23 protein-coding genes, 1 rRNA gene and 1 pseudogene are annotated in these 23,096 nt (G+C 64.9%); 6 read left to right on the top strand and 19 right to left on the bottom strand.

Going from position 1 to position 23,096, the window contains the following annotated elements; genetic code table 11:
* The 6 genes and pseudogenes from E4K09_RS02755 to E4K09_RS02730 all read right to left on the bottom strand — a co-directional run.
* Positions 1-107 (bottom strand): annotated as a pseudogene (locus E4K09_RS02755) (electron transfer flavoprotein subunit beta/FixA family protein); the annotation flags it as partial.
* 103 nt (positions 108-210) lie between these two features.
* On the bottom strand, positions 211-960 hold the full coding sequence (locus E4K09_RS02750) for a rhomboid family intramembrane serine protease (RefSeq protein WP_134495029.1): 750 nt from the start codon (positions 958-960) through the stop codon (positions 211-213).
* A 97-nt stretch (positions 961-1,057) separates the two neighbouring features.
* Positions 1,058-1,633, bottom strand: a complete 576-nt coding sequence (locus E4K09_RS02745; RefSeq protein ID WP_134495027.1) for a cob(I)yrinic acid a,c-diamide adenosyltransferase — start codon at positions 1,631-1,633, stop codon at positions 1,058-1,060.
* 27 nt (positions 1,634-1,660) lie between these two features.
* Entirely contained in the window at positions 1,661-2,239 is a 579-nt protein-coding gene (locus tag E4K09_RS02740) for an acyloxyacyl hydrolase (RefSeq protein ID WP_134495025.1), read from the bottom strand.
* A 107-nt stretch (positions 2,240-2,346) separates the two neighbouring features.
* Positions 2,347-2,538 carry a twin transmembrane helix small protein gene (locus E4K09_RS02735; protein WP_134495023.1) on the bottom strand — a complete coding sequence of 64 codons (192 nt, stop codon included), beginning with the start codon at positions 2,536-2,538 and terminating at the stop codon, positions 2,347-2,349.
* Positions 2,539-2,792: 254 nt separating this feature from the next.
* Positions 2,793-5,375 (bottom strand): TIGR02302 family protein, encoded by a 2,583-nt coding sequence (locus tag E4K09_RS02730; protein WP_134495021.1) that lies wholly within the window; start codon positions 5,373-5,375, stop codon positions 2,793-2,795.
* A 333-nt stretch (positions 5,376-5,708) separates the two neighbouring features.
* Here E4K09_RS02730 and E4K09_RS30620 point away from each other — a divergent pair, with 333 nt between their 5' ends.
* Positions 5,709-7,049: a cadherin domain-containing protein gene (locus tag E4K09_RS30620; RefSeq protein WP_134495019.1), complete on the top strand. Its 1,341-nt coding sequence runs from the start codon at positions 5,709-5,711 to the stop codon at positions 7,047-7,049.
* Positions 7,050-7,150: 101 nt separating this feature from the next.
* Here the strand turns inward: E4K09_RS30620 and lysA are convergent, their stop codons facing one another.
* Positions 7,151-8,419: a diaminopimelate decarboxylase gene (lysA, locus tag E4K09_RS02720; protein WP_134495017.1), complete on the bottom strand. Its 1,269-nt coding sequence runs from the start codon at positions 8,417-8,419 to the stop codon at positions 7,151-7,153.
* Positions 8,420-8,428: 9 nt separating this feature from the next.
* Positions 8,429-8,671 carry an LPS translocon maturation chaperone LptM gene (gene lptM, locus E4K09_RS02715; protein ID WP_134495015.1) on the bottom strand — a complete coding sequence of 81 codons (243 nt, stop codon included), beginning with the start codon at positions 8,669-8,671 and terminating at the stop codon, positions 8,429-8,431.
* 167 nt (positions 8,672-8,838) lie between these two features.
* Here lptM and tlpA point away from each other — a divergent pair, with 167 nt between their 5' ends.
* A complete protein-coding gene (tlpA, locus tag E4K09_RS02710; protein WP_134495013.1) occupies positions 8,839-9,498 on the top strand; it encodes a thiol:disulfide interchange protein TlpA in 660 nt (219 codons plus the stop codon).
* Here tlpA and E4K09_RS02705 read toward each other — a convergent pair.
* The 8 genes from E4K09_RS02705 to purC all read right to left on the bottom strand — a co-directional run bounded on the left by E4K09_RS02705 (position 9,495) and on the right by purC (position 15,624).
* Positions 9,495-9,818, bottom strand: coding sequence for a hypothetical protein (locus E4K09_RS02705; RefSeq protein WP_134495011.1), 324 nt, complete (start codon positions 9,816-9,818; stop codon positions 9,495-9,497). The two genes, tlpA and E4K09_RS02705, sit on opposite strands and share 4 nt — an antisense overlap.
* Before the next feature lie 180 nt (positions 9,819-9,998).
* Positions 9,999-10,334, bottom strand: coding sequence for a Grx4 family monothiol glutaredoxin (gene grxD, locus E4K09_RS02700; protein ID WP_134495009.1), 336 nt, complete (start codon positions 10,332-10,334; stop codon positions 9,999-10,001).
* A 44-nt stretch (positions 10,335-10,378) separates the two neighbouring features.
* The gene (locus tag E4K09_RS02695) at positions 10,379-10,615 is read right to left on the bottom strand and encodes a BolA family protein (RefSeq protein WP_134495007.1); all 237 of its coding nucleotides are present in this window, start codon (positions 10,613-10,615) and stop codon (positions 10,379-10,381) included.
* A 12-nt stretch (positions 10,616-10,627) separates the two neighbouring features.
* A complete protein-coding gene (gene purL, locus E4K09_RS02690) occupies positions 10,628-12,838 on the bottom strand; it encodes a phosphoribosylformylglycinamidine synthase subunit PurL (RefSeq protein WP_134495005.1) in 2,211 nt (736 codons plus the stop codon).
* 23 nt (positions 12,839-12,861) lie between these two features.
* Entirely contained in the window at positions 12,862-13,560 is a 699-nt protein-coding gene (gene purQ, locus E4K09_RS02685) for a phosphoribosylformylglycinamidine synthase subunit PurQ (RefSeq protein ID WP_134495003.1), read from the bottom strand.
* A 125-nt stretch (positions 13,561-13,685) separates the two neighbouring features.
* A complete protein-coding gene (gene purS, locus E4K09_RS02680) occupies positions 13,686-13,925 on the bottom strand; it encodes a phosphoribosylformylglycinamidine synthase subunit PurS (protein WP_134495001.1) in 240 nt (79 codons plus the stop codon).
* A 44-nt stretch (positions 13,926-13,969) separates the two neighbouring features.
* Positions 13,970-14,587: a hypothetical protein gene (locus E4K09_RS02675; protein WP_134494999.1), complete on the bottom strand. Its 618-nt coding sequence runs from the start codon at positions 14,585-14,587 to the stop codon at positions 13,970-13,972.
* Positions 14,588-14,829: 242 nt separating this feature from the next.
* The gene (gene purC / locus E4K09_RS02670) at positions 14,830-15,624 is read right to left on the bottom strand and encodes a phosphoribosylaminoimidazolesuccinocarboxamide synthase (RefSeq protein ID WP_134494997.1); all 795 of its coding nucleotides are present in this window, start codon (positions 15,622-15,624) and stop codon (positions 14,830-14,832) included.
* A 235-nt stretch (positions 15,625-15,859) separates the two neighbouring features.
* Here purC and E4K09_RS02665 point away from each other — a divergent pair, with 235 nt between their 5' ends.
* Positions 15,860-16,183, top strand: a complete 324-nt coding sequence (locus tag E4K09_RS02665; protein WP_134494995.1) for a DUF1476 domain-containing protein — start codon at positions 15,860-15,862, stop codon at positions 16,181-16,183.
* A 67-nt stretch (positions 16,184-16,250) separates the two neighbouring features.
* Entirely contained in the window at positions 16,251-17,024 is a 774-nt protein-coding gene (locus E4K09_RS02660) for an HpcH/HpaI aldolase family protein (protein ID WP_134494993.1), read from the top strand.
* Between the two features lie 4 nt (positions 17,025-17,028).
* Here the strand turns inward: E4K09_RS02660 and E4K09_RS02655 are convergent, their stop codons facing one another.
* Entirely contained in the window at positions 17,029-17,676 is a 648-nt protein-coding gene (locus tag E4K09_RS02655) for a DNA-3-methyladenine glycosylase family protein (RefSeq protein ID WP_134494990.1), read from the bottom strand.
* A gap of 32 nt (positions 17,677-17,708) precedes the next feature.
* On the opposite strand from E4K09_RS02655, the gene gluQRS reads away from it, so the two are divergent.
* Positions 17,709-18,587 carry a tRNA glutamyl-Q(34) synthetase GluQRS gene (gene gluQRS, locus E4K09_RS02650; protein ID WP_134494989.1) on the top strand — a complete coding sequence of 293 codons (879 nt, stop codon included), beginning with the start codon at positions 17,709-17,711 and terminating at the stop codon, positions 18,585-18,587.
* Between the two features lie 35 nt (positions 18,588-18,622).
* On the opposite strand, the gene E4K09_RS02645 is transcribed toward gluQRS, so the two are convergent.
* Positions 18,623-19,540, bottom strand: coding sequence for an AEC family transporter (locus tag E4K09_RS02645; protein WP_134494987.1), 918 nt, complete (start codon positions 19,538-19,540; stop codon positions 18,623-18,625).
* A 5-nt stretch (positions 19,541-19,545) separates the two neighbouring features.
* On the bottom strand, positions 19,546-21,585 hold the full coding sequence (locus E4K09_RS02640; protein ID WP_134494985.1) for a M23 family metallopeptidase: 2,040 nt from the start codon (positions 21,583-21,585) through the stop codon (positions 19,546-19,548).
* A gap of 651 nt (positions 21,586-22,236) precedes the next feature.
* Here E4K09_RS02640 and E4K09_RS02635 point away from each other — a divergent pair.
* Positions 22,237-23,096, top strand: a 16S ribosomal RNA gene (locus E4K09_RS02635); the annotation flags it as partial.

The following is a 23,096-nucleotide window of genomic DNA, read 5'->3' as shown; positions in this document are numbered from 1 at the left end:
TTCATGGACATCTTGACGTTGGAAAGCTCCACCCCGGACCCGTCCGCCTTCACGCGGATCTTCACGTTGTAATCGACAACCCGCTTCACACACACCAGAAGCTTCATTCGTCTGTCCTCATTGAAGGTCAGGTCCGGACAGGGCCCGTGGAAGGCTCTCCGGACGAATAGGAAAAAGGCGGAACGGACCGTAGCCTCACGCCTTCGAAAGTCAACGCGGCGTCTGCAATTCCTGCGCCGCGGCGCGGGCGAGAACCGGATCGTAGCGATGACGCATCATCGGGATGAGAATAGCGCCCGCGATGAACCCGCCAAGATGGGCGAACCAGCCGACGCCGTCATCCGCGCCGAAGAAGGCGGACACGAACTGAACCGCGAACCAGAAGCCGATGGCCCAGTAGGCGGGCAGGCGCAGGGGAATTCCGCCGAGGAACAGAGCCCAGATCCGCACGCGCGGGTACAGGATGACATAGGCCGCCACCACGCCCGACACACCGCCCGAGGCGCCGATGAGAGGGCGCTGCGGGGCCGGGAGCATGAAGCTGTCGGGCAGGCTCGCTCCGGCCATGGAAAAGGAGGCGAGGGCGTGCGCCAGGCTGGCGATGACGCCGCACAGCAGGAAGAAGGCGAGGAAGCGCAGGTGTCCCATGGCGTCTTCCACATTGTCGCCGAACACCCACAGGAACAGCATGTTGCCGACGAGGTGAAACCACGATCCGTGCAGGAAGATGTTGGTGGCCAGGGTCATCCAGGCTGGCACGAAGGGATAGCCCTCGGGCAGGGTCTCGAAACCGAACAGGACGGCCGGGATGAGGCCGAAGCCCGCCACCATCTCGTCCGGGCCGACGGGCCCGAAGACGAAGAGGAGATGGATGAGCGTGCAGGCCACGATCAGGGATCGCGCCACGACGGGCGTCTTCATGTGCTCGAGAGGGACGCCGTCGTGGAGCGGAAGGAACATGATCGGTTCCTATCGTATCGGATCCGAGAGCGGAATCCGCTTTTCGGATGATGCGATGCTCATCCCTGGCGACGAACGCATCGCGCGGCCCGATGCGCTATCGGTTCTGGCCCGGAACCCACAGGACGTCCAGGGCGCCCTTGTCGTTGACGTGGCGCGACGCCACGAACAGGAAATCCGACAGCCGATTGAGATATTTCACGGCTTCCCCGGACACGGTCTCGTCCGGCTTCTGCATGAGCTCGACCACGTTGCGCTCGGCCCGGCGGCAGACCGTGCGGGCCAGATGCAGGGCCGCGGCGGCGGGGGTGCCGCCGGGCAGAACGAAGGAGCGCAGGGGGGCCAGATCCGCGTTCAATTCATCGATCTCCCGCTCGAGCCGGTCGACCTGGCCCTGCGTGATTCGAAGCGGTTCATAGGGAAGCGGCTTGTCCGTCTCCACGGTCGCGAGGTCGGCGCCGAGGTCGAAGAGATCGTTCTGGATGCGGCTCAGCATGGCATCGATCGGCTGCCCCTGCGTGTGCAGGCGGACCAGCCCGATGCAAGCATTGGTTTCGTCGACCGTGCCGAAGGCCTCGATGCGGAGGTCGTGCTTGGGGCGGCGCCCTCCGGCGGCAAGCGCCGTGGTGCCCTTGTCCCCGGTGCGGGTATAGATGCGGTTGAGAACGACCATGGCAGGCCCGGGTTCAAGAGGGTTCGATCAGAACGAATACCCAACCCGCGCGCCGACATTCGTCAAGCCCCGATTGTCGGAGCAGGAACCCGCATTGGAGAGATGCTCGACGGTGGCCATCACGCTCCAGTTGGCGGAAAGGCGCACGCCGACCGAGCCGGACTCGCGGAAGAGGGGGGAGCAGCCCAGGGCCTGGCGATCCGAAAAGGGGTCGTCGAGCTCGTTCCTGCCGTTGTGGAACGCGCCGCCGATGCTGCCCTCGACGAACAGGGAGGGCGTGACGTCGAAGGTCCAGGTCAGGCCCGTATAGGCGAAACTGGTCCGGTCGTCGAAGTTCAGGCTGCCGCCGAAATGCGGGCGGGGAATGAAGTAGCTCGTGAACAGGTCGGATGCGGTGAAGGGCTTCGCGAGAAGGATCTCGCCCGTGAGGTTGGCCGAGCCGCCATCTCCCTCGGGACCCCAGGGATCCTGCGCGGACAACCCCATGCGGAACTCGGACAGAAGGCTCGGCTGAGCGGATGACTTACGGGCGTCGGCAGCGAGAAGGCTCGTCGATCCTGCAAGAAGGATGGAAAGACCCAAGCCTGTCGCTCTGCTGACGCGCATTATAAAGGGATCCGCCGAATAAAATGAATAAGGCCATCAGGGTAGGCCCGCATGGCTAATGATCTCTTAATACAAACCGTGGCGAAAAAGTGTCAAGACGGTGATGGCTACGCCGCTCTCCACCAGATCACGCCCATGATGACGATGATGGCCAGAAACTGAAGCAGGACACGCATTCGCATGAGATGCTGCGACCTGTTGGCGCTGCCGCCGCGCAGCATGTTGATAAGGCCGAGCAGCAGGACGAACGCAACGGCGAGAACCGCAATCGGCACAAGGATGTCGGCAAAACTGGTCATTGGAATTCCATGGATGGGTCCGGGCCGCGAATGGCGCGGCCCAGGAGGAGGCGAGCGTCAAGGCTCCTGTTGCGGCCTTCCTCTTACCCCTAAACCTAGAGCATCGTGCGGAAAAGTGGATTCGGTTTTCGCTGACGCGGCCTTTAGGGTCACTGACGTGGCCCTCCGAGTCCGCGCCCAACGATGCTCTTGGTCTTAAGAGGAAAGCATCGGATTGATCCCAAAAGTGCAAGTCCACTTTCGGGCCCGATGCTTTAGTTCCTGCGAAGCAGGCGCTCGAAATATTCGAGTTCCTCCTGCCGCCTGGTGGGGTCGCCGAGCTTGCGCCGCAGTTCTTCGAGGATGCGCTGGGCCCTCTGGGACGGCGATTCGTTGACGCCGGGAATGCCCTCGCGGCTGTTGTCCACGTAGTCCCGGCTGCGGGTGGGGCGTCCCAGGGGATCGTTGTTCTGCTGTCCGGCCTGTCCCGGCCCCTGCGGCTCGCCCTGGCCGGGCTGGTCGCCGGCCTGCTCGTTGCCCTGTTGGCCCTGCTGCATTTGCTGCATCTGCTGGGCCATGCCCTGCATGCCGCGGCGCAGGCTCTCGAGCGCGCGTCCCTGGGCATCGACGGCGGGGCCGTCCTGACCCTGGCCGAGCGCGCCTTCCGCCTCACGCATGGCGCCTTCGGCCTCGCCGAAGCCCTGTTCGCCCTGCATACCCATGCCTTCCATGCGCCGCTGCAGGTCCTGAAGCCGCTCGCGGAGCGCCTGCTGCCTCTGCTGGAGACCCTGGTCGCCCGCCCCGTTCTCACCCTGCTCCTGGCCTTCGCCCTGCTGTCCCTGCTGGCCTTGCTGCCCCTGCTGGCGCTGCCCTTGCTGGCGCTGGCCTTGCCGGGGCGCGTTGCGGTCGCCCTGCTGCATGCGCCGGTTCTGACCTTGCTGGAACGTGTCGTCGCGCAGGTCCTGCTGCTCGCGCGCCATGTCCTCGAGATCGCGCATGGCCTGGTTCATCTCGCGGGAGAGCGGGTCGGTCATGCGGCCGTTCGGCTGCGCCGTCTGCAGGTTTTCGAGGATGTTGCGCAGCTGCTCGAGGAGGCGCTGGGCCTCCGCCATGTCCCCGCGGCGCATGGCCTCCTCCATCTGCTGGAGCATCCTGTTCAGGTCGTCCTGGGAGATCATCCGGTCGGGCGCGCGCTGGTTCTGATTCTCGGCCTGCTGCTGATTCTGCTGCATGCGCTGGGCGAACTCCCGCAGGAAGCGGTCCATGGCCTGCCGCAGCTCGTCCGTGAGGCGCTTGATCTCATCATCGGTCGCGCCGCGCTCCATGGCCTCCTTCAGGCGCTCCTGCGCGGCGCGCAGCTGCTGCTCGGCGTCGGAGAGGTCCCCGTCCTCGATTTGAAGCGCCATGCTCCAGAGCCAGTCGGCGACTTCGAGAAGGGCTTCGTCGGTCTTGGCGACGCGCAGGCGCTCGGCGGCCGCGCGCAGGCCCATGAACACCCCCCATTGCGGCGTGAATTCCGCCGGCTCGATCAAAAGGGCGTCGAGGGCGGTCTGCACGCGCCTGCGGTCGTCCGGCGCGAGCACGAGATTGCGGCGCTGCTCCACGAGGGCCTTCGCGAGCGGGTTCGTGAAGGGGCGCTGCGGCAGCGTGAAGGCAAGGGCCTCGCTCGTCGCCTCCTGGCCCGCCTCGTCCTTGGCCTTGAGCCTGATCGTGACCGGCGCGCCGGCCCAGGGATGGTTCGTCAGGTCGACGGGGGAGCGGGTGTCGGGCGCGTTCTCCTCGTGCCCGGGGAGGGCGAGCGGGAGGGGCGGGGCCGCCACCAGGGAGCGGCCCTTGCTGCCGTCCGCCTTCTCGAGAGCGCCTTCGAGGGAGGTGATGCCGTAATCGTCCTTTCCCCTGTAGACGAGGGTGAACGTGCCCCGGGCATTGACCTCCGGCGGTCCGGAAAAGGCAATCTCGGGAATGCGGTCGGGAATGGCTTCGAGGGTCAGGGTGACGCTGTGGGCGAAGCCCGTGCTGACGGTGAGTTCGCCGCTGCCGTCGAGGGTGTAGCGCTCCTCGCGCAGATCCGCGCGCTGGTTGCCCTTCGGGGGAAGGGCGGTCAGGCCTTTGCCGGCCTTGACCTCCGCCGAGCCGTCGCCGGCGACCCGGATGACGATGGTGGACCGGATCGGCGCGCGCAGAGACTGGCTCCTCGCGAGATCGATCATGAGCGGCGGCATGCGGGTATAGAGCGGCGGGTCGATCCATCCGTCGATCCGGAAGGCGGGCGCCGAGGCCGAGATCTCCCGCCAGTCGAAGGCGGCCTTGAGCCGCGAGCCGATCTCCGGGCCCGCCACGAAGGCGCTCGTCGCGAGGGCGAGGACGCCCGCCGCGCGCAGGGCATAGCGGTCGCGCCGGGGCATGTCGGGCCGGGGCGGGGCCACCCGCATCCGGGCGACGGCGTCCTCGGCGCGCCTGCGGTGGAGCGACCACAGCGCCCGGGTGCCGGGATCGCCCGATCCGAGCGCCAGGCTGTCGTCGAGCACCCTGGCCGGGCCGTGGGTCAGGCCCGTGTCGCGGTCGAGGCGGTCGAGAGCCCGCGTGCGGCTCGGCATCCGCAGGCGCAGGAGCGGCCAGAGGGAGAGAAGGAGGGCGGCCGCGAACAGGCCGAGCCCAACCATCCGCCAGACCGGCGTGGCATCGAGCCACAGGCCGAACCAGGACAGGGTGAGGAAGACGAGGACGATGGCGAGCGGCAGCCAGATTCGGGGCCAGGCATCCTCCCACCAGAGGGACCAGCGCGCACGGCTGACCAGGCGCCCGAACCTCTGGCTCAGGGTGTTGTGTGCCGGCGACGGGTTCGGGCCTTCGCTCATGCCAATCTCTCCGCAGCACGGATTGTGCCGACGCCCCCATCGGGAAGCTAGCACGCCATGTCCGAATGGCCAGGGCCAATTGCCGAACGGGATTCAACAAGTTTTGATCCGCTCAGTCAGGCAGGGCCAAGCCGCGGGAGGTCGCCTGGATCGGTGCGCGACGACGATGGGGTCGAAAAGCGGGTTCGCCATAGCTTCATCGAACGGAGCCATCCAACCAGGGAGACGCGGGGATGCGATATAGTGTTTTGTTATTAAATTGACAGGCATGGTGTAACACCATACACGACGTGTCCCGACAACCTTTCCCACACAAATTATCCGGGGCATATCATGATGCTTTCAACAGACACGATCGCTCCGGCGGCTCCGGAGGTGGCGCTCACGACTGACAGCGGCAGGTCGAATAGCGACAGGATCACCAACAACGCCGCCCTGACGGTCACCAATGTCGAGGTTGGCGCCACGGTCGAGTACAAGGTGGACGACGGCGAGTGGAGCGATTCCTACGACCCGACCATCCTGGCGGATGGCCTGCACACGGTTCGTGTTCGTGTTACGGACGCAGCCGACAATGCGTCGACTTCGGCGATCGCCTTCACCCTCGACAGGGCGGCCCCGACCAATCTTCAGATCGGCCCGCGAGAAGGTCTCGTCGCCGAGAAAGCGTCCATCGGTACCAAATTCGCCACGCTCTCGGCGTTCGATGTCCAAGGGGGTGGCTTCACCTATGCTCTGGTGACTGATGGAACCGGCGATACTCCGGCACAGAACCCCTTCTTCGAAATCGACGGCGACAAGATCCAGATCAAGGCTGCCTTGAACGATGACCAAGTTGGGTTTCACCAATTGTGGGTGAAGGTCACCGATGCCGCTGGTTATTCCCTTGTGAGGGCGATCATGATCGGTGTCTACAACACCGAAGAGGCGCCGGAGAACGTGAGTCTCACATTGGCGAACCAGCCCCTCAACGAGCTGGCAGCGAACGGAACGGAGGTCGGAACCCTCACGGCTACCGATCAGGACGCGGGCAATAGCGTGACGTTCCGTCTCGTGGACGATGCCGGCGGACGCTTCGAGATCGCGAACGGCAAGATCGTGGTCAAGAACGGGCTGAAGCTCGATTACGAGCAGGCCAGGTCTCACAAAGTCACCGTCGAGGCCAAGGACGTTACCGGCCTGGTCACGCAGCAGACCTTCACCATCAACCTCGGCAACGTCAATGGTGAAACCGTCAGCGGGACTGCCGCAAGCGAAGCCTTCTTCGGTGGCGCGGGCCTCGACGTGCTCAACGGGGGATCCGGCAACGATACTCTGGGAGGCGGCCTGGGCAACGACGTGCTGACGGGCGGGACCGGCAGGGACGCCTTCGTGTTCAACACGGCTCTGAACAAGAGCACCAATGTGGACACGATCTCGAGCTTCAGCACGAGGGACGACACGATCCGTCTGGAGAATGCCGTCTTCAAGAAGCTCACGAAGACGGGCACCCTCAACAAGGACTTCTTCGCCACGGGTACGAAGGCGAAGGATAAGAACGACTACATCGTCTACAACAACAGGACCGGCGCGCTCTATTACGACGCGGACGGTTCGGGCAAAGGTGCTGCCGTGAAGTTCGCGCAGCTCCCCACGAAGCTTGGGCTGACCAACGCCGACTTCTTCGTGATCTAAGCCGGTCGTTTCGGTCTAAAATCGAACCCCGGCGGATATGCTCCGCCGGGGATTTTCGTAGGGAGGAAAGGTTCAGGGACCGGGTGTCGCCGTTCGGACTTTCAGGACAGCCAGCCTGGAATCCTGTCGAGCCCGATCAACTCATCATAGCTCGGACGCGGGCGCACTACTGCGCTGTCCGGGCCGCGCACCAGAACCTCCGGCACGAGCAGACGGGTGTTGTAGGTGTTGGACTGAACCGCCCCATAGGCGCCGGCCGTCATGACGGCGATGAGATCGCCCGGCTTCACGGCCGGCATGTCGCGCGCGAGCGCGAGGTAATCGCCCGTCTCGCAGACCGGGCCGACCACGTCGGCGACGATGCGGGGTGTATCCGGCGACGGCTCGGTCACGGGCCTGATATTGTGGAAGGCTTCGTAGAGCGTCGGGCGGATGAGATCGTTCATCGCCGCGTCGACGATCACGAAGGTCCGGTCCGCCCCTTCCTTCACGTAGATGACCTTGGCGACGAGAATGCCCGCATTGCCGGCGATCAGGCGGCCCATCTCGAAGACGAGCTTAAGGCCGAGGTCCTGGGTGTGCCGCTTGATGATCCCGGCATAGGCCTGCGGGTCGGGCGGCGGCTCGTTGTCGTCGCGATAGGGCACCCCGAGGCCGCCGCCGAGATCGATGTGATGGAGTTTGTGCCCGTCCGCCATCAGGTCGCGGGCGAGCTCGGCCAGAAGCGCGGTAGCATTGTCGAAGGGGGAGAGATCGGTGATCTGGCTGCCGATATGCATGTCGACGCCCGTAACCTCGACGCCCTTCAGGCGTGCGGCCCGGGCGTAGACCTCACGGGCGCGGGAAATCGGAATGCCGAACTTGTTCTCTGACTTGCCGGTCGAGATCTTCTTGTGGGTCTTGGCGTCCACGTCCGGGTTGATGCGGATCGAGATCGGCGCCCGCCGGCCTTTCGAAAGGGCGACCTCGGAGAGTGCCTCCAGCTCCGGCTCGGATTCCACATTGAAGCAGAGAATGCCGCTATCGAGGGCGAAGGCCATTTCGGACCGCGTCTTGCCGACGCCGGAGAACACCACGCGCTCTCCCGGCACGCCGGCCGCCAGCGCGCGGCGCAACTCGCCTTCGGATACGATGTCCATGCCCGCGCCGAGGCGGCCCAGGGTCTTGAGGACCGCCTGGTTGGAATTCGCCTTCATGGCATAGCAGACGAGGGTATCAGTGTCGGAGAAAGCCTCTGCGAAGACGCGGTAATGCCGCTCGAGGGTTGCTGTCGAATAGCAATAGAACGGGGTTCCGACCTCGTCCGCGAGTCGGCGCAGGCTGACATCCTCCGCGTGGAGGACGCCGTCGCGATAGGCGAAATGGTGCATCGGGCAGCCTTACAGCAGCGGATCGAGAATAAAGGGCTTGTCGGGGATGGTATAGCCGCGACGGGGGTTCGACCGAGGGGTGCCGACCGGGGAGGGCAGGGTGGCCTGATCGGTCGCGTTCTGTTCCGGCTGGGCCGCGGCCGAACCGCTCGGCGGCGGCTCGAGCGCGCCGCGGCGGCCGCAAGCCGAGAGGCCGAGGACGATGAGGCCGGCCACCAGGGCCGCACGGGTGAAGGAAACGCAGGTCGACATCAAAGGGCTCCGAAACGTGGCCGCACCATAACGGGAAGCGATGGCCAATGCGAGAGGCAAGGTGGGCTTCGCGTCCCCTGACCTGCGTCGCTCCCAACCACGGCATCGTGATGGAGAAATCCCATTCAGGGCTTGAGGCTTGACCGGAAAAGCGCCACATCGGGCCCATGTCGACTACACCGAAAACCCCAAAAACCCGAAGCCGCTTCTGGCTCGGCGGCCTTGCTGCTCTCGCCATCCTCGGGGCAGGGACGGCCTGGTACAGCCTGTCTCGGGATCAAGCCGACATGGCTCAGGCGGGGGAATGCCGCGCCTCCACAAGTGTCGCAGACCGTCTCAAGCCCTTGGCAAAGGGTGAGCTTGCGGCTGTCGGCGTGAGCGGCGCGCCCAAGCCGCCGCCGCCGATCGCTTTTACCGGCGCCGAGGGGCAGGGGATGAGCCTGTCCGATTTCAAAGGCAGGATGATCCTCGTCAATCTCTGGGCGACATGGTGTGTCCCCTGCCGCCAGGAAATGCCGGCACTCGACAAGCTCCAGGCCGAGCTGGGAGGAGCCGACTTCCAGGTGGTCGCCATCAACGTGGACACGCGCAACCCCGAGAAGCCGAAGGCATGGCTGCAGGAGAACGGCATCAGGAACCTGACCTATTATGCCGATCCCGCTGGCAAGCTGCTCCAGGTTCTGCAGAAATCCGGCCACGTGGTCGGCCTGCCGACGACCTTGCTGGTCGACGCCTCCGGCTGCGAGGTCGCGCTCCTCAAGGGCCCTGCCGAATGGGCATCCCCCGATGCGCTGTCCTTCGTTCGAACGGCGCTCGGACGGTCCTAGCCCCGGAAGGCGCCTTCGCCGTCAGGGATCCCGATCTCGCCCGAGTAGGCAGGTTTCGAGAGCCGCCAGGGGCGGCTCATGGCCTCTCGCGTCTTGCCTTGCTCGAGCAGGGACGGGGCGCCGTCCGCCGAAATTTCCTCGATGACCAGGAAGCCGAGCCGCTGGAGCATCACGGCCGCCATCTTGGTGGCGCGGTCATCGGCCCGCACGGAGAGCGATCCGGCCGCATAGACCCGCTCCAGGATGGTTTTCGGATGGTGTGTCGCCGCGACGCGCGGCTTGAACGGGACGACATTCGTCGTCGTCTCTCTCTCGAACATGGAAGACCCCCGGTTCCGCCGCCCGGTTCTGTTCTTCTGAGCGGCCCTGTCTCCCCTTTGTAGGAAGCCGGGCCGTTTTCCGGAATGCGACATAAACCGCGCCTGTACGGCGGGCCGGGAGCAACAATAAAGCGGGGCGCGAAAGCCCCGCTCTGATAGGTTTATCGAAAAGAGGCCCGATCAGGCGCTCTGCTGAACCTGGATGCCCTTGTCGGTGAAGAGCTGCTGCAGCTCGCCGGCCTGGAACATCTCGCGGGTGATGTCGCAGCCGCCGATGAACTCGCCCTTTACGTAGAGCTGGGGAATGGTCGGCCAGTTGGAATAATCCTTGATTCCCTGGCGGATGGTCTCGTCCTCGAGCACATTGACGCCCTTATAGGGCACGCCGAGGTAGTTGAGGATCTGGACCACCTGTCCAGAGAACCCGCACATGGGGAATTGCGGCGTGCCCTTCATGAACAGCACGACGTCGTTGGACTTCACTTCGTTGTCGATGATCTGGTTGGCGTCAGCCATGGAGGTCTCCTGTTCCGCAGCGGTCAAGGCGCTGGGGTCATGCTTCAATTGTCGGGTGCCAGCGTCGTCAATGCAAGGGCGTGGAGAGCCCCACCCATGCGGCCTTGCAGCGCTGCATAGACCATCTGGTGCTGCTGGACGCGGGATTTGCCCTTGAAGGCCGAGGACGTGACGGTGGCGGCGTAGTGGTCGCCGTCGCCCGCCAGATCCTTGATCTCCACCACCGCATCCGGCAGGGCGGCCTTGATCATGCTCTCGATATCGCGTGCATCCATTGCCATGGATCAAACTCCTCAGGCCTTCCCGGCCATGTACTCGGGCAACCAGGCTTCGTGAGCGTTCTTCAGCTGCTTCACGGATATGGCCTGCTGGCCCGGCAGAATCAACGAATCGCCGCCCGTCACGCCCAGCGTCACGGCCGGGATGCCGACAGCTCCCGCCGCATAGAGAATATCGGCGGCCACATCCTCGTCGACGGCGATGAGATAGCGCGCCTGATCCTCGCCGAAGAGGAAGGCGTGAAGCGGCATGGTCTCAGGCACAGCCGTGATCTCGGCGCCGACGCAGCCCGCCATCGCCATCTCGGCGAGCGCCAGCGCGATGCCGCCATCCGAGCAATCGTGCACGGTCTTCACCTGGCCGGAGCGGATGAGCTGGCGGACGAAGTCGCCGTTGCGCCTTTCCTCGGCGAGATCCACCGGTGGGGGAGCGCCTTCCTCGCGGCCGCAGACGTCGCGTAGATAGATCGACTGGCCCAGCCAGCCGCTCGTGGCGCCGATCAGGATGATCGCCTCGCCCTCGTCCTTGAAGGCGATGGAAGCGTTCACCGTCACGTCGTCGAGGAGGCCGACGCCGCCGATGGCCGGGGTGGGGAGGATGCCCTGGCCGTTGGTCTCGTTGTAGAGGGAGACGTTGCCGGACACCACGGGGAAGTCCAGGGCGCGGCAGGCCTCGCCGATGCCCTTCAGGCAACCGACGAACTGGCCCATGGATTCGGGCCGCTCGGGGCTTGCGAAGTTCAGGTTGTCGGTGATCGCCAGCGGCAGGCCGCCGACGGCCGTGATGTTGCGCCAGGCCTCCGCCACGGCCTGCTTGCCGCCCTCGAAGGGATCGGCCTCGCAGTAGCGCGGGGTGACGTCGGTGGTCAGTGCCAAGCCCTTCGGGCCGTCCTCGACCCGCACGATGGCCGCATCCCCGCCCGGAACCTGCACCGTGTTGCCAAGGATCAGATGGTCGTACTGCTCCCAGACCCAGCGCTTGGAGCACTGGTCCGGCGAGCCGACGAGCTTCAGGAGCGCCTCGGCTTCCGAGACAGGAGCCTTGACGCTGTCCGCCGCGATCACGGGCTGCCTGGGGCTCTCCACCCACGGGCGGTCATAGACCGGAGCCTCGTCGCCGAGCTCCTTGATCGGAAGGTCGGCCTTCACCTCGCCCTGGTGCTTGATGACGAAGCGCAGCGTGTCGGTGGTCTTGCCGATCACGGCAAAGTCCAGCCCCCATTTGTGGAAGATGGCCTCGGCCTGCTTTTCCATGCCGGGCTTGAGCACCATGAGCATGCGCTCCTGGCTCTCCGAGAGCATCATCTCGTAGGCCGTCATACCCTCCTCGCGGCAGGGCACCTTGTCGAGGTCGAGCTCGACGCCGAGATTGCCCTTGGCCCCCATCTCCACCGCGGAGCTGGTAAGGCCCGCCGCGCCCATGTCCTGGATCGCGATCACCGCGCCGGATTTCATGAGCTCGAGGCAGGCTTCCAGCAGCAGCTTCTCGGCGAAGGGGTCGCCCACCTGCACGGTGGGGCGCTTTTCCTCCGACGCATCGTCGAATTCGGCCGACGCCATGGTGGCGCCGTGGATGCCGTCGCGGCCGGTCTTGGAGCCGAGATAGACGATCGGATTCCCGACGCCGGTGGCCTTCGCGTAGAAGATCTCGTCCGTGCGCGCGAGGCCGACCGCCATGGCGTTGACGAGAATGTTGCCGTTGTAGCGCTTGTCGAAGCCGACGCTGCCGCCGACGGTGGGCACGCCGAAGGAATTGCCGTAGCCGCCGATGCCCGCGACCACGCCCGAGACGAGGTGTGGGGTCTTGGGATGATCCGGTTCGCCGAACCGCAGGAAGTTCAGGGCCGCGATCGGGCGGGCGCCCATGGTGAACACGTCGCGCAGGATTCCGCCCACGCCCGTCGCCGCGCCCTGATAAGGCTCGATGAAGGACGGATGGTTGTGGCTTTCCATCTTGAAGATGCAGGCCAGCCCGTCGCCGATGTCGATCACGCCCGCGTTCTCGCCCGGCCCCTGGATGACCCAGGGCGCCTTGGTGGGCAGGCCGCGCAGATGGATGCGCGAGGACTTGTACGAGCAGTGCTCGTTCCACATGGCGGAAACGATGCCGAGCTCGGTGAGCGTCGGCTCGCGGCCGATGAGCTTCACGAAGCGGTCGTATTCGTCGGCTTTAAGCCCGTGCTCCTTGACCAGCTCCGGGGTGATGGCGACGTCGTTGCGGATCATCAGGGTCTCGTAATCTGGAGGGATCAGGCAGCGTGGGGGAAGGACGACACGAGGCTCTCGAACAGGCCGCGCCCATCGGTGCCGCCCACGAGGTCCTCAATCAGGTTTTCCGGGTGAGGCATCATGCCGAGCACGTTGAGCTTGGTCGAATAGATGCCCGCGATGGAGTTCATGGAGCCGTTGCGGTTGGCATCGGCCGTCACATGTCCTTGGGCATCGCAATAGCGGAAGGCCACCAGGCCTTCGCCCTCGAGGCGCTTCAGGGTCTCCGCATCCGCCGTGTAATTGCCCTCGCCATGGGCGACGCACACATCGATGGCCTGGCCCTGCGCATAGGCCTTCGTGAAGGCAGTGTCGTTGCGCTCCACCTTCAGGAACTGGCGATGGCAGATGAACTTGAGGTTCGCGTTGCGCATTAGGATGCCGGGCAGAAGGCCGGACTCGCACAGGATCTGGAAGCCGTTGCAGATGCCGAGCACCAGGCCCCCCCGCGCTGCGTGGGCCCGCACCGCGTCCATCACTGCAGCGCGGCCCGCGATCGCGCCGCAGCGCAGGTAGTCGCCGTAGGAAAAGCCGCCCGGCAGGACCACGAGGTCCGTGCCCTTCGGCAGTTCGTGGTCGGCGTGCCAGACCTTCTGGACATCGGAACCTGCCTGCTTCAGGGCCCGTACCACGTCGCCTTCGCGATTGGAGCCGGGGAAGACGATGACGGCGGATTTCATGGGTTCATCCTTCTCTCGTCGCGGCCGGGCTCATTCCGGCCATCCACGCCGTGCGGCGGGGGAAAACGTGGAAGTCACGCCGTAGGCGCGCCCTCCGGGTCCGGATCCACATCCGGGCATGACGGTCAGATCAGTTCGACGCGGTAGTTCTCGATGACGGTATTGGCGAGCAGCTTCTCGCAGGCCGCCTTCAGGGAAGCCTCGGCCGCGTTCTTGTCGCCGGTTTCCAGCTCGATGTCGAAGACCTTGCCCTGGCGGACGCCGGCGATGCCTTCGACGCCCAGCGACTTCAAGGCCCCTTCGATGGCCTTGCCTTGGGGGTCGAGAACGCCGTTCTTGAGGGTGACGGTGACGCGAGCTTTCATGGGAGGCCTCGGGCTGTTGAGATTTGCCCCACGCCATAAAGCGATTAGCGGCAAGAAACAACGGCTGAGGAGCACGATCCGGTGAAAGGTCGTCTGATCGGCCCCCGATCGTGCGGCGCGCCCGTTGAGGTGCCCAATTCGCGGGCAGCGACCTGGCGGGCCGTCTGCTGCACGGTTTCGGCCGTTTCGCCGATCACGAGAACGACTTCCAGATCTTCGCCGGAGCGCTTGCCCAGGGCCGCGCCGAAGGCTGGGGCCTTGCCGCCGTCGATGGGAGCAAGGGTCATGACAAAGCCCGGATAGGGAGCATCCTTCAGCCGCTCCACCGTGATGGATGCCTTCACCGGCTTGTCCCGGCCGGCTGGCGAGCGCAGCGCCCGGGCGAGGCGCTCCGGGTCCTGGAGCACCGCTTCGGTGATACGGGCTTCCTTGCCGGTGAGGCGGATTACGCCCACCGCCAGGCCGGGACCGCATTCCGGCGGAGCGCAGAAAGAAAGGGCCATGGGCTCGGCCCGGTCCTCGGCGAGCCACTTGCGCAGCGGCAGCGCCTGCCAGGGCGCGCCGGGCGGCACGCCTGCGACAGGGCGGGGAATATAGCCGCAACTGGCGAGGCTGAGCGCAAGGACGGGAAGGAGGAAGCGGAGGAGCAGGCGAAACGACATTGCTGTCTTCTAGCGCATCGTGCGGAAAAGTGGATCCGGTTTTCACGGACGTGGCCCTTCGGGTCTGCTCCCAACGATGCGCGGCCTTAGAAAGGGAGCATCGGATGGATCCCAAAAGTGCAAATCCACTTTTCACGTCCGATGCTCTAGCGCGGAAGTGCCCGGCAGGTCGACGGGCCGGCGGGCAAAGAAAAGCCCGGCACCACCGGGCCGGGCTTTGATCCTGTCAGGATAATCAGGCCTTACTGAACGAGGCGCGGGCCGCCGGCCACGACGTTCTCGTTCTCGGTGAGGATGCCGAGGCGGCGCGCCACCTCCGTATAGGCCTCCACCAGCCCGCCCATGTCGCGGCGGAACCGGTCCTTGTCGAGCTTGTCCTTGGACTTGATGTCCCACAGGCGGCAGGAATCCGGGGAGATCTCGTCGGCCACGACGATGCGCATCAGCTCTCCTTCCCAGAGGCGGCCCGTCTCCAGCTTGAAGTCGACGAGACGGATGCCGACGCCCAGGAAGAGGCCGGACAGGAAATCGTTGACGCGGATGGCCAGCGCCATGATGTCGTCGATCTCCTGGGGCGAGGCCCAGCCGAAGGCGGTGATGTGCTCTTCCGAGACCATCGGGTCGCCGAGTTCGTCGTTCTTGTAATAGAATTCGATGATCGAGCGGGGGAGCTGGGTGCCTTCCTCGAGACCGAGCCGCTTGGCGAGCGACCCCGCCGCCACGTTCCGCACGACGACCTCGAGGGGAATGATCTCCACTTCCCGAATCAGCTGCTCGCGCATGTTCAGCCGGCGAATGAAGTGGGTGGGGACCCCGATATCATTCAGATGCTGGAAGAGAAATTCCGAGATCCGGTTGTTCAGCACGCCCTTGCCGTCGATTACTTCATGCTTCTTGGCGTTGAAGGCGGTGGCATCATCCTTGAAGTGTTGGATGAGCGTTCCGGGTTCGGGGCCCTCATAGAGGACCTTCGCCTTGCCCTCATAGACGCGACGGCGACGATTCATAGGCGTGTACCGTGGTTTGAGAAAATCCATATTGCCGTGGGCTCCTGGGTCAAGAATGGTGCAGTTCCGCGGCTGGCGTAGGCGCGGCTTTAAACCAGCGCTCCGCTTGAGGGCAACCTATCCGATCCATGGGACGAGCACAACGCGCAGAGGGGGAGAAGGCTTGGGGCTTCCGTCAGCACCTTTCTTGTAGATGGGGATGGCATGGCGCCGGCGCGAGTGCGCCCTTATATCGCATGATGGGATCATTCAGGGAGGACCATCGATGACCTTTTTCAACGAGCGCGAGGACGCCTTCGAGAAGCAGTTCGCCCATGACCAGGACCTGCGTTTCAAGGCCACCGCCCGCCGCAACAAGCTGCTCGGCCTCTGGGTCGCCGGACGGCTGGGCAAGGCCGGCGACGAGGCCGAGGCCTATGCCAGAAGCGTCGTCCAGGCCGATTTCCAGGAGCCGGGGGATGAGGACGTGCTTCGCAAGATCCGGCAGGACCTAGAGCAAGCGGGAAAGACGCTCGACGAGGCCGAGCTCAGCGCCAAGCTGCAGCAGCTCTCGGCCCAGGCCATCGAGGAGATCAAGGCGGGGCGCTGAGTCCCGCGGAACTCCTTGCCCCAGGCCAAACAAGACCTCTCAAAACAGGATTTAGAAGAAAGATATCATGCTGACCAACCCATCCTTCCCCGACCTCCTGAAGGCGGGAACGCCCCTGCTCACGGCCTGGTGCGGAATCCCGGATCCCTCCGTCCCGGGCCTGCTCGCCCGGGAGGAATTCGACGCGGTGGTGATGGATTTGCAGCACGGTTCCATCGATTTCGCGGCCGCGCTCCAGGCCGTGCCGTTGATCGCGGCGGCGGGAAAGCCCGCCCTGGTCCGGGTGCCGGTGGGGGATTTCGCCTCCGCCTCGCGGTTCCTGGATGCGGGCGTCTCGGGCGTGATCGCGCCCATGATCAACAGCATCGAGGATGCCCAGCGCTTCGCCTCCTTCATGAAGTTCCCGCCCATCGGCCAGCGCAGCTGGGGCGCCTACGGCGCGCTGTCCCTCTCGGGCCTGGATCCGTCGGTCTATCTGCGACAGGCCAACGACCTGACCGTGTCCTTCGCCATGGTGGAGACCCGGGAGGCGCTCGGCATCCTCGACGAGATCCTCCAGGTGCCCGGAATCGACGGCGTCTTCATCGGTCCGTCGGATCTGTCCATCGCGCTCTCGGGCGGCAGGGGGGTAGATCCGGCGAGTGCCGAGGTCGAGAAGGCCCTGGACCATGTGCTCGACCGCGTGAGGGCCGCCGGCAAGATCGCGGCCATCTATGCGCCCTCCGGCGCGCGGGCCGGGGAACTCGCCCGCAAGGGCTTCAACATGGTGTCCATCGGCAGCGACATCAGCATGCTGCGGGCGGGCGCTCAAGCCTCCCTGGCGGCCGCCCAGCGCGGATGATCCGTTAAGTGACGGGGCTGCCCTCCCGGGCCTTGGCGATGCGGTAATAGGCCCAGAGCACCTTGGCCGCGACGCCGCGCCAGGGCCGCCAGCGCTCCGCGAGGATCGTGAGCGTCTTCGCATCGGGCCGCTCGTCCAGCCCATAGGCGATCCGGGCAGCCTCCTGCACGGCGAGGTCGCCGCCCGGGAACGCGTCAGGGTGGCCGAGGCAGAAGAGCAGGTAGATGTCGGCCGTCCAGGGGCCGATGCCCTTGACCCGGGTGAGAAGGCTGTGCGCCTCGTCGGCCGGGAGGCCGTGCAGCCGGTCGATCGGCAATCGTCCTCCCACGATCTCAGACGCGGTGGCGCGGATCGTTCGGATCTTCATGGCCGAAAGGCCTGCTCCTCTCAGATCTTCGTCGGAGAGGCGCAGGAAGCGCTCGGGGCTGGGTGGATCGAGGAGGGTCCGCAGCCGTCCCCAGATCGCCGCGGCGCTGGCGGTCGAGACCTGCTGGCCGACGATGATCCAGGCCAGCCCCTCGAAACCCGGCGGGCGCTTGCGCAAGTGCGGGGCCGCACCCTCCGCGATCAGCCGCGCCATCACGGGATCGGCTTTAGCGAGCGCCGTCAGCCCCCTCTTGAGAACCGCATCCGTTTCGAGGAGGGTGGCCATCCGTTCCGTTCCTTGTTTCCTGAAGGCTGTCCGTGACGAAGCCCGTCTTCCGATTCGCTCCGAGCCCCAACGGGCGGCTCCATCTCGGCCATGCCTATTCGGCCTTGCTCAACGATGCGCTCGCCCGGCGGTTCGGCGGCCGGTTCCTTCTGCGCATCGAGGATATCGATATCACACGCTGCCGCCCGGAATACGAGAGTGCGATCCTTGAGGACCTTGCCTGGCTCGGGTTGGATTGGGAAAAGCCGGTGCGCCGCCAGTCGGAGCATTTTTCGGATTACCGGTCAGCCTTCGAGAGGCTGAAGGGCAGGGGGCTCGTCTATCCCTGCTTCTGTTCCCGCAAGCATATCGCCGAGCGGATCGAGGCCATCGAGGCGGAAAGCGGCGAGGGGTGGCCGCGCGATCCCGACGGCGCGCCGCTCTATCCGGGCACCTGCAAGAATCTCTCGCCCGACGAGGCCGCGAGAAGGATCGGCTCCGGCGAGGCGCATGCATGGCGGCTCGACAGCGACGCCGCCCGGTCTCGTCTTCCGGGGCCGCACGGCTTCACGCGCTTCACCCCCGACGGGGCCACGAACACTGTCGAGGCGGATCCCTGGCGCTGGGGCGACGCGGTGATCGTGCGCAAGGACGTACCGACGAGCTATCACCTCGCCGTTGTGGTCGACGATGCGCTGCAAGGCGTCACCCACGTGGTGCGCGGCCAGGATCTGGAGGCCGCGACCGACCTGCACGTGCTCCTGCAGAAGCTGCTCGGCCTGGGAGCGCCGCTCTATCATCACCATGGCCTCATCCTGGATTCCGGCGGCGACAAGCTCGCGAAGAGCCGGAAGTCGGAGGCTCTGTTCGAACTGCGGGCGCGGGGGGGGACGGCGGCGGAGATCCGGCAAAGGCTGGGTTTTGCTTTTTAGCCCATCGTGGGGAGCGGACCTTCGGGTCCGATGCTCTAGCCGATGCCCAGCACATAAAGCCAGACGAGAGTGGTGCCGAGCGCCAGCACCGTGGAGAGCGTCACGGCGCTCGACGCGAGAGCCACGCCCTCACCATAGCGCTCCGCGAACAGATAGGCGTTGATGCCCGAGGGGCACGAGGCGAAGAGCACGGCCACCCCCGCCCAGACCGGGGGCATCTGGAACACGAAAGTCGCCAGCAGGAGAACGACGAGCGGGTGAACCACGAGCTTGAGCACGGAAATCACCGTCGGCAGCTTCCACCCCGTCTTCATCCCGTAGCGGCGCAACGCGATGCCCATGGAGATCAGGGCGCAGGGAACGGCCGCGCTCGCCAGCAGGTCCATGATCTGCCAGATCGGTGTCGGGACCGCGGAAGCGATGGGGCGGAGGGCGGAACCGGCCAGAATGCCGATCACGATCGGATGGGTTGCCAGCCGGCGCAGGATCACGAGAGGGGAGGCCTGGCGTCCCTCCGCCAGCACGGTTGCCAGAGTCATGGTCACGGGCAGGTGCACCGCGAGCAGCAGGAAGAGCGGGACGGCGCCCGCGTCGCCATAGGCCTTGAGGATCATGGGGACGCCGACGAAAACCGTGTTGGCCTGGCCCGCCGCGAAGCCGGCCACGACGCTCGAGACGCCCTGGATCCCGAAGAACCGTTTGCCGATGGAGGTTGCCAGAAGCCAGACCACGGCGACGCCGGCGAAATAGGAGATCCAGTATCCCCAGGGCTGCGCCTCCGGGATTTCGGCTGTCACGAGGGTGCGGAAGATCAGGCAGGGGACCGAGAGGGTGAAGACGAATTCCGACAGGCCCTCGCCCATGCGCTCGGACACGAAGCCCGTCCGGCGCGCGAGATAGCCGATCCCGATCAGGCCGAAGACCGGAAAAACGATCGTGAACAGGTCGAGCATCCGGGTCAGCGCAGCTCCGCACGCTGGGACAGGCTCGCCGTCGCATTCCCTTGGATCATCAGGTCGTCGACCTGCGCGCGTTGGCGCTTGAACTCGGCGAGGCTGCGGCCGTCGAGCTCCCGGCCCTGTGGGAGCCGGATCTTCAAGGGGTCGACGAAGCTGCCGTTGATCAGCACCTCGTAGTGAAGGTGGGGGCCGGTCGAGAGGCCCGTGCTGCCCACGTAGCCGATCACCTGGCCTTGGCGCACCCGGACGCCGGGAGCCATGTTCTTGGCAAAGCCCGACATATGCGAATAGGTCGTCACGTAGCCGTTGTTGTGCTGAATCTCGATGTGCCGTCCATAGCCCGATTTCCAGTCCGCCGTCCGGACGGTGCCGTTGCCTGCGGCCAGAATCGGAGTGCCGACCCTGTTCGCCCAGTCGATGCCCGTATGGGGCCGCGAATAGCCGAGGATCGGGTGGAAGCGCGACCCGAAGCCGGAACGCAGAATCCCGTCCGTGATCGGCTTGCGGAGCAGGAACTTCTTCAGGGAGCGGCCGCTCTCGTCGAAATAATCGACGGATCCGTCTTCTCCCTGAAACCGGTAGACCCGGCGTGCCTCGCCCCCGACCGTCAGGGAGGCGTAGAGAATCTCCGGCGGCGCATCCTCGTCGTCCGAACCGAAGAAGACTTCGAAACTGTCGCCCTGCGCAACGCGACGTTGAAAATCGACATCGTAGCCGAAGATGCGAACGAGCTCCTCCACGGTCTCCGCCGGCAAGTCGTTCTTCATGGCCGTCTCATACAGACTCTCGTAGAGCCGTACGCCGCCCCTGCCGTCGTTCTCGTCCTCTCCCTCCTCCTGCGAGTCGGCGACGGCCGTTCGGCTGGAGGGATCGTCGGGGGGCGTCACGGAGACGAAAACGCCGCGATCGTTCGTGGCGGCAATGCCCTCGATGCCCTTCTCGCCGAAGGCGATGACGCGAACGATCTGCTTGGGGTCGCCCAGCCGTGGCCCGGGAGCGATCAGAAGGCGCAGGCGGACGCCTTCTCCCATAGCCTCGACCTTCATCCGCGCCGACAGGGCCGCTGCTATGGCCGCGATCTGCTCCGGGGTCGCACCATAGCTGCGCAGGACCGTCTCGAGGGTCTCGCCCTTCTTGAACATGACCTCCCGTTCCTCGATCAGAGGCGGAACCGCCTTCTGCTCGATCTTCGGCAGCTCGGTGACGTTCTCGGGCATCACACGCACTTCGATGGTGCTGAAGGGCGCATCGACGACGCGGGCATAGCCGAGGGCGTCGCCTAGGCTGTCGGGCTGACGCAGGGTGCGCAACAGCATCTGCTGAGCCGGAATCGGCACGGAGGCCCGGCGTCCGGTCTGGCTGCTCACGCGGCGCTCTTCTTCGAGCAAGGCCAGGACATCGTCATCCGTCAGAGAGGGTGCGCTCGCCTCGACGACCATGGCGGCCAGATCCCGGCGGAGCACCGATACGTCCGCATCGGAGATCTCCGGCACCTGATCGATCTTCTCCTGTGGGCCTTCCGCGAAGAGCCGCATGGGATTGAACGGGGGAATGTCCGAGGCATAGGTGCCCGCCGTGAGAGACAGGTTGGTGGCGATCTTGACGAACTGGCGGACCTTGATGGCCTCGCGGTCGCCGCTGCGGATCGTCATGGCGGCCTTGAAGCTCTGCTTCGCGGAGGTCGTCAGCTCCGTCATGTTCAGCCGGTCGCCCTTCCGCGCAGCGTTCGTCGTGCGCTCCCCATCGGGGACGGGGCGGGGAGACGCCTGTACGGCGGCCCGCTCGGGAGGCTCGACGGAGGTCGTGGCCCCTTCGATGGAGACATGAATGGAGGCACCGATCAGGACCGCCCCTGTCACGCCCGTCAGCACGCTCGCGCCCAGCCAGCGCAGGTTGATCTCGCGCTTGTCCACCTCTGGAGCCGTGGCGCCGTTGGCGCTCAAGGCGGGCTCATGCCCCAGATCGACCCCCAATGTCAGGCGCGAACCTTCCCGCCGGGAAGGCTTGGGCAGGCTGTCATCTGGAGGGACGTGGCTCATGATGGGCGGTATCGCGATCGGCTGGCTTCATGAAAAGGTCGTAGAGGCGCTCTAGCACAGGAGAGAGCACAGGCACAGCGTAACAGCAGAAAAGCCGGCCGAATGCTCCTCTCTCGGGGAGGCTTCTTGACTCCGCTGCTTCTGCCGCCACTGTGACGGGAGTGAGGCAAGCCCCGATAAAACCTGTGAAGGCCGGATGCCATGGGGCAGGATGACGGGAGCTGCCGGGCGAGGGGACATCTCCTCAGAATGACAAGAAACCTTCACAAACGAGTTGACTCTCCGGAAAGCCCGGGCTTATAAACCGCCCATCGACGCCGCCGCGGAATACGGTGGCGCCAGCGCCTTCTCAGGAAACGGTTCACGAGCTCGGCTAGACTGGAGCTTTGACCATGTCCGGGGAGGGTTCCGTCTGTCGACGGAAGTTGCCTGTTTCTCGAATTTCTCGAAAAGCGGGGTTGACAAGCTGGATGAATGATCCTAAATCAGGTTCATCGCGGCGCTGCCTGTTTTCGGCGGTTCCGATGTTTCCCTGACAGGCGAGCGGCTCAAGCCGGGTAAAACCGGAATGAGGCGCTGTTGTCTTCGGAAACTGCATCTTTTGGTGCNTGTCAATTTGCGTAGTGACATAGTCGAGATCGAATTCTCTTTAAACGTGAGAGTTTGATCCTGGCTCAGAACGAACGCTGGCGGCAGGCTTAACACATGCAAGTCGAACGGGCCCTTCGGGGTCAGTGGCAGACGGGTGAGTAACGCGTGGGAACGTGCCCTTCAGTTCGGAATAACCCAGGGAAACTTGGGCTAATACCGGATACGTGCGAGAGCAGAAAGATTTATCGCTGAAGGATCGGCCCGCGTCTGATTAGCTAGTTGGTAGGGTAATGGCCTACCAAGGCGACGATCAGTAGCTGGTCTGAGAGGATGATCAGCCACATTGGGACTGAGACACGGCCCAAACTCCTACGGGAGGCAGCAGTGGGGAATATTGGACAATGGGCGCAAGCCTGATCCAGCCATGCCGCGTGAGTGATGACGGCCTTAGGGTTGTAAAGCTCTTTCGCACGCGACGATAATGACGGTAGCGTGAGAAGAAGCCCCGGCTAACTTCGTGCCAGCAGCCGCGGTAATACGAAGGGGGCTAGCGTTGTTCGGAATCACTGGGCGTAAAGGGCGCGTAGGCGGCTTAATAAGTCGGGGGTGAAAGCCTGTGGCTCAACCACAGAATTGCCTTCGATACTGTTTGGCTTGAGACCGGAAGAGGTTAGTGGAACTGCGAGTGTAGAGGTGAAATTCGTAGATATTCGCAAGAACACCAGTGGCGAAGGCGGCTGACTGGTCCGGATCTGACGCTGAGGCGCGAAAGCGTGGGGAGCAAACAGGATTAGATACCCTGGTAGTCCACGCCGTAAACGATGAATGCCAGCCGTTGGCGAGCTTGCTCGTCAGTGGCGCAGCTAACGCTTTAAGCATTCCGCCTGGGGAGTACGGTCGCAAGATTAAAACTCAAAGGA

It is taken from the genome of Microvirga pakistanensis (assembly GCF_004458765.1).
GTDB classification, from domain to species: domain Bacteria; phylum Pseudomonadota; class Alphaproteobacteria; order Rhizobiales; family Beijerinckiaceae; genus Microvirga; species Microvirga pakistanensis.
Note: the sequence above shows the minus strand (reverse complement) of the source record. Positions and strands in the feature narration are given on the sequence as shown.

Excerpts from the sequence above, each read along its gene's own strand:
- E4K09_RS02750 (WP_134495029.1), bottom strand. The coding sequence starts at position 960 with ATGTTCCTTCCGCTCCACGACGGCGTCCCTCTCGAGCACATGAAGACG.
- E4K09_RS02745 (WP_134495027.1), bottom strand. The coding sequence starts at position 1,633 with ATGGTCGTTCTCAACCGCATCTATACCCGCACCGGGGACAAGGGCACC.
- E4K09_RS02740 (WP_134495025.1), bottom strand. The coding sequence starts at position 2,239 with ATGCGCGTCAGCAGAGCGACAGGCTTGGGTCTTTCCATCCTTCTTGCA.
- E4K09_RS02735 (WP_134495023.1), bottom strand. The coding sequence starts at position 2,538 with ATGACCAGTTTTGCCGACATCCTTGTGCCGATTGCGGTTCTCGCCGTT.
- E4K09_RS02730 (WP_134495021.1), bottom strand. The coding sequence starts at position 5,375 with ATGAGCGAAGGCCCGAACCCGTCGCCGGCACACAACACCCTGAGCCAG.
- E4K09_RS30620 (WP_134495019.1), top strand. The coding sequence starts at position 5,709 with ATGATGCTTTCAACAGACACGATCGCTCCGGCGGCTCCGGAGGTGGCG.
- lysA (WP_134495017.1), bottom strand. The coding sequence starts at position 8,419 with ATGCACCATTTCGCCTATCGCGACGGCGTCCTCCACGCGGAGGATGTC.
- lptM (WP_134495015.1), bottom strand. The coding sequence starts at position 8,671 with ATGTCGACCTGCGTTTCCTTCACCCGTGCGGCCCTGGTGGCCGGCCTC.
- tlpA (WP_134495013.1), top strand. The coding sequence starts at position 8,839 with ATGTCGACTACACCGAAAACCCCAAAAACCCGAAGCCGCTTCTGGCTC.
- E4K09_RS02705 (WP_134495011.1), bottom strand. The coding sequence starts at position 9,818 with ATGTTCGAGAGAGAGACGACGACGAATGTCGTCCCGTTCAAGCCGCGC.
- grxD (WP_134495009.1), bottom strand. The coding sequence starts at position 10,334 with ATGGCTGACGCCAACCAGATCATCGACAACGAAGTGAAGTCCAACGAC.
- E4K09_RS02695 (WP_134495007.1), bottom strand. The coding sequence starts at position 10,615 with ATGGCAATGGATGCACGCGATATCGAGAGCATGATCAAGGCCGCCCTG.
- purL (WP_134495005.1), bottom strand. The coding sequence starts at position 12,838 with ATGATCCGCAACGACGTCGCCATCACCCCGGAGCTGGTCAAGGAGCAC.
- purQ (WP_134495003.1), bottom strand. The coding sequence starts at position 13,560 with ATGAAATCCGCCGTCATCGTCTTCCCCGGCTCCAATCGCGAAGGCGAC.
- purS (WP_134495001.1), bottom strand. The coding sequence starts at position 13,925 with ATGAAAGCTCGCGTCACCGTCACCCTCAAGAACGGCGTTCTCGACCCC.
- E4K09_RS02675 (WP_134494999.1), bottom strand. The coding sequence starts at position 14,587 with ATGTCGTTTCGCCTGCTCCTCCGCTTCCTCCTTCCCGTCCTTGCGCTC.
- purC (WP_134494997.1), bottom strand. The coding sequence starts at position 15,624 with ATGGATTTTCTCAAACCACGGTACACGCCTATGAATCGTCGCCGTCGC.
- E4K09_RS02665 (WP_134494995.1), top strand. The coding sequence starts at position 15,860 with ATGACCTTTTTCAACGAGCGCGAGGACGCCTTCGAGAAGCAGTTCGCC.
- E4K09_RS02660 (WP_134494993.1), top strand. The coding sequence starts at position 16,251 with ATGCTGACCAACCCATCCTTCCCCGACCTCCTGAAGGCGGGAACGCCC.
- E4K09_RS02655 (WP_134494990.1), bottom strand. The coding sequence starts at position 17,676 with ATGGCCACCCTCCTCGAAACGGATGCGGTTCTCAAGAGGGGGCTGACG.
- E4K09_RS02645 (WP_134494987.1), bottom strand. The coding sequence starts at position 19,540 with ATGCTCGACCTGTTCACGATCGTTTTTCCGGTCTTCGGCCTGATCGGG.
- E4K09_RS02640 (WP_134494985.1), bottom strand. The coding sequence starts at position 21,585 with ATGAGCCACGTCCCTCCAGATGACAGCCTGCCCAAGCCTTCCCGGCGG.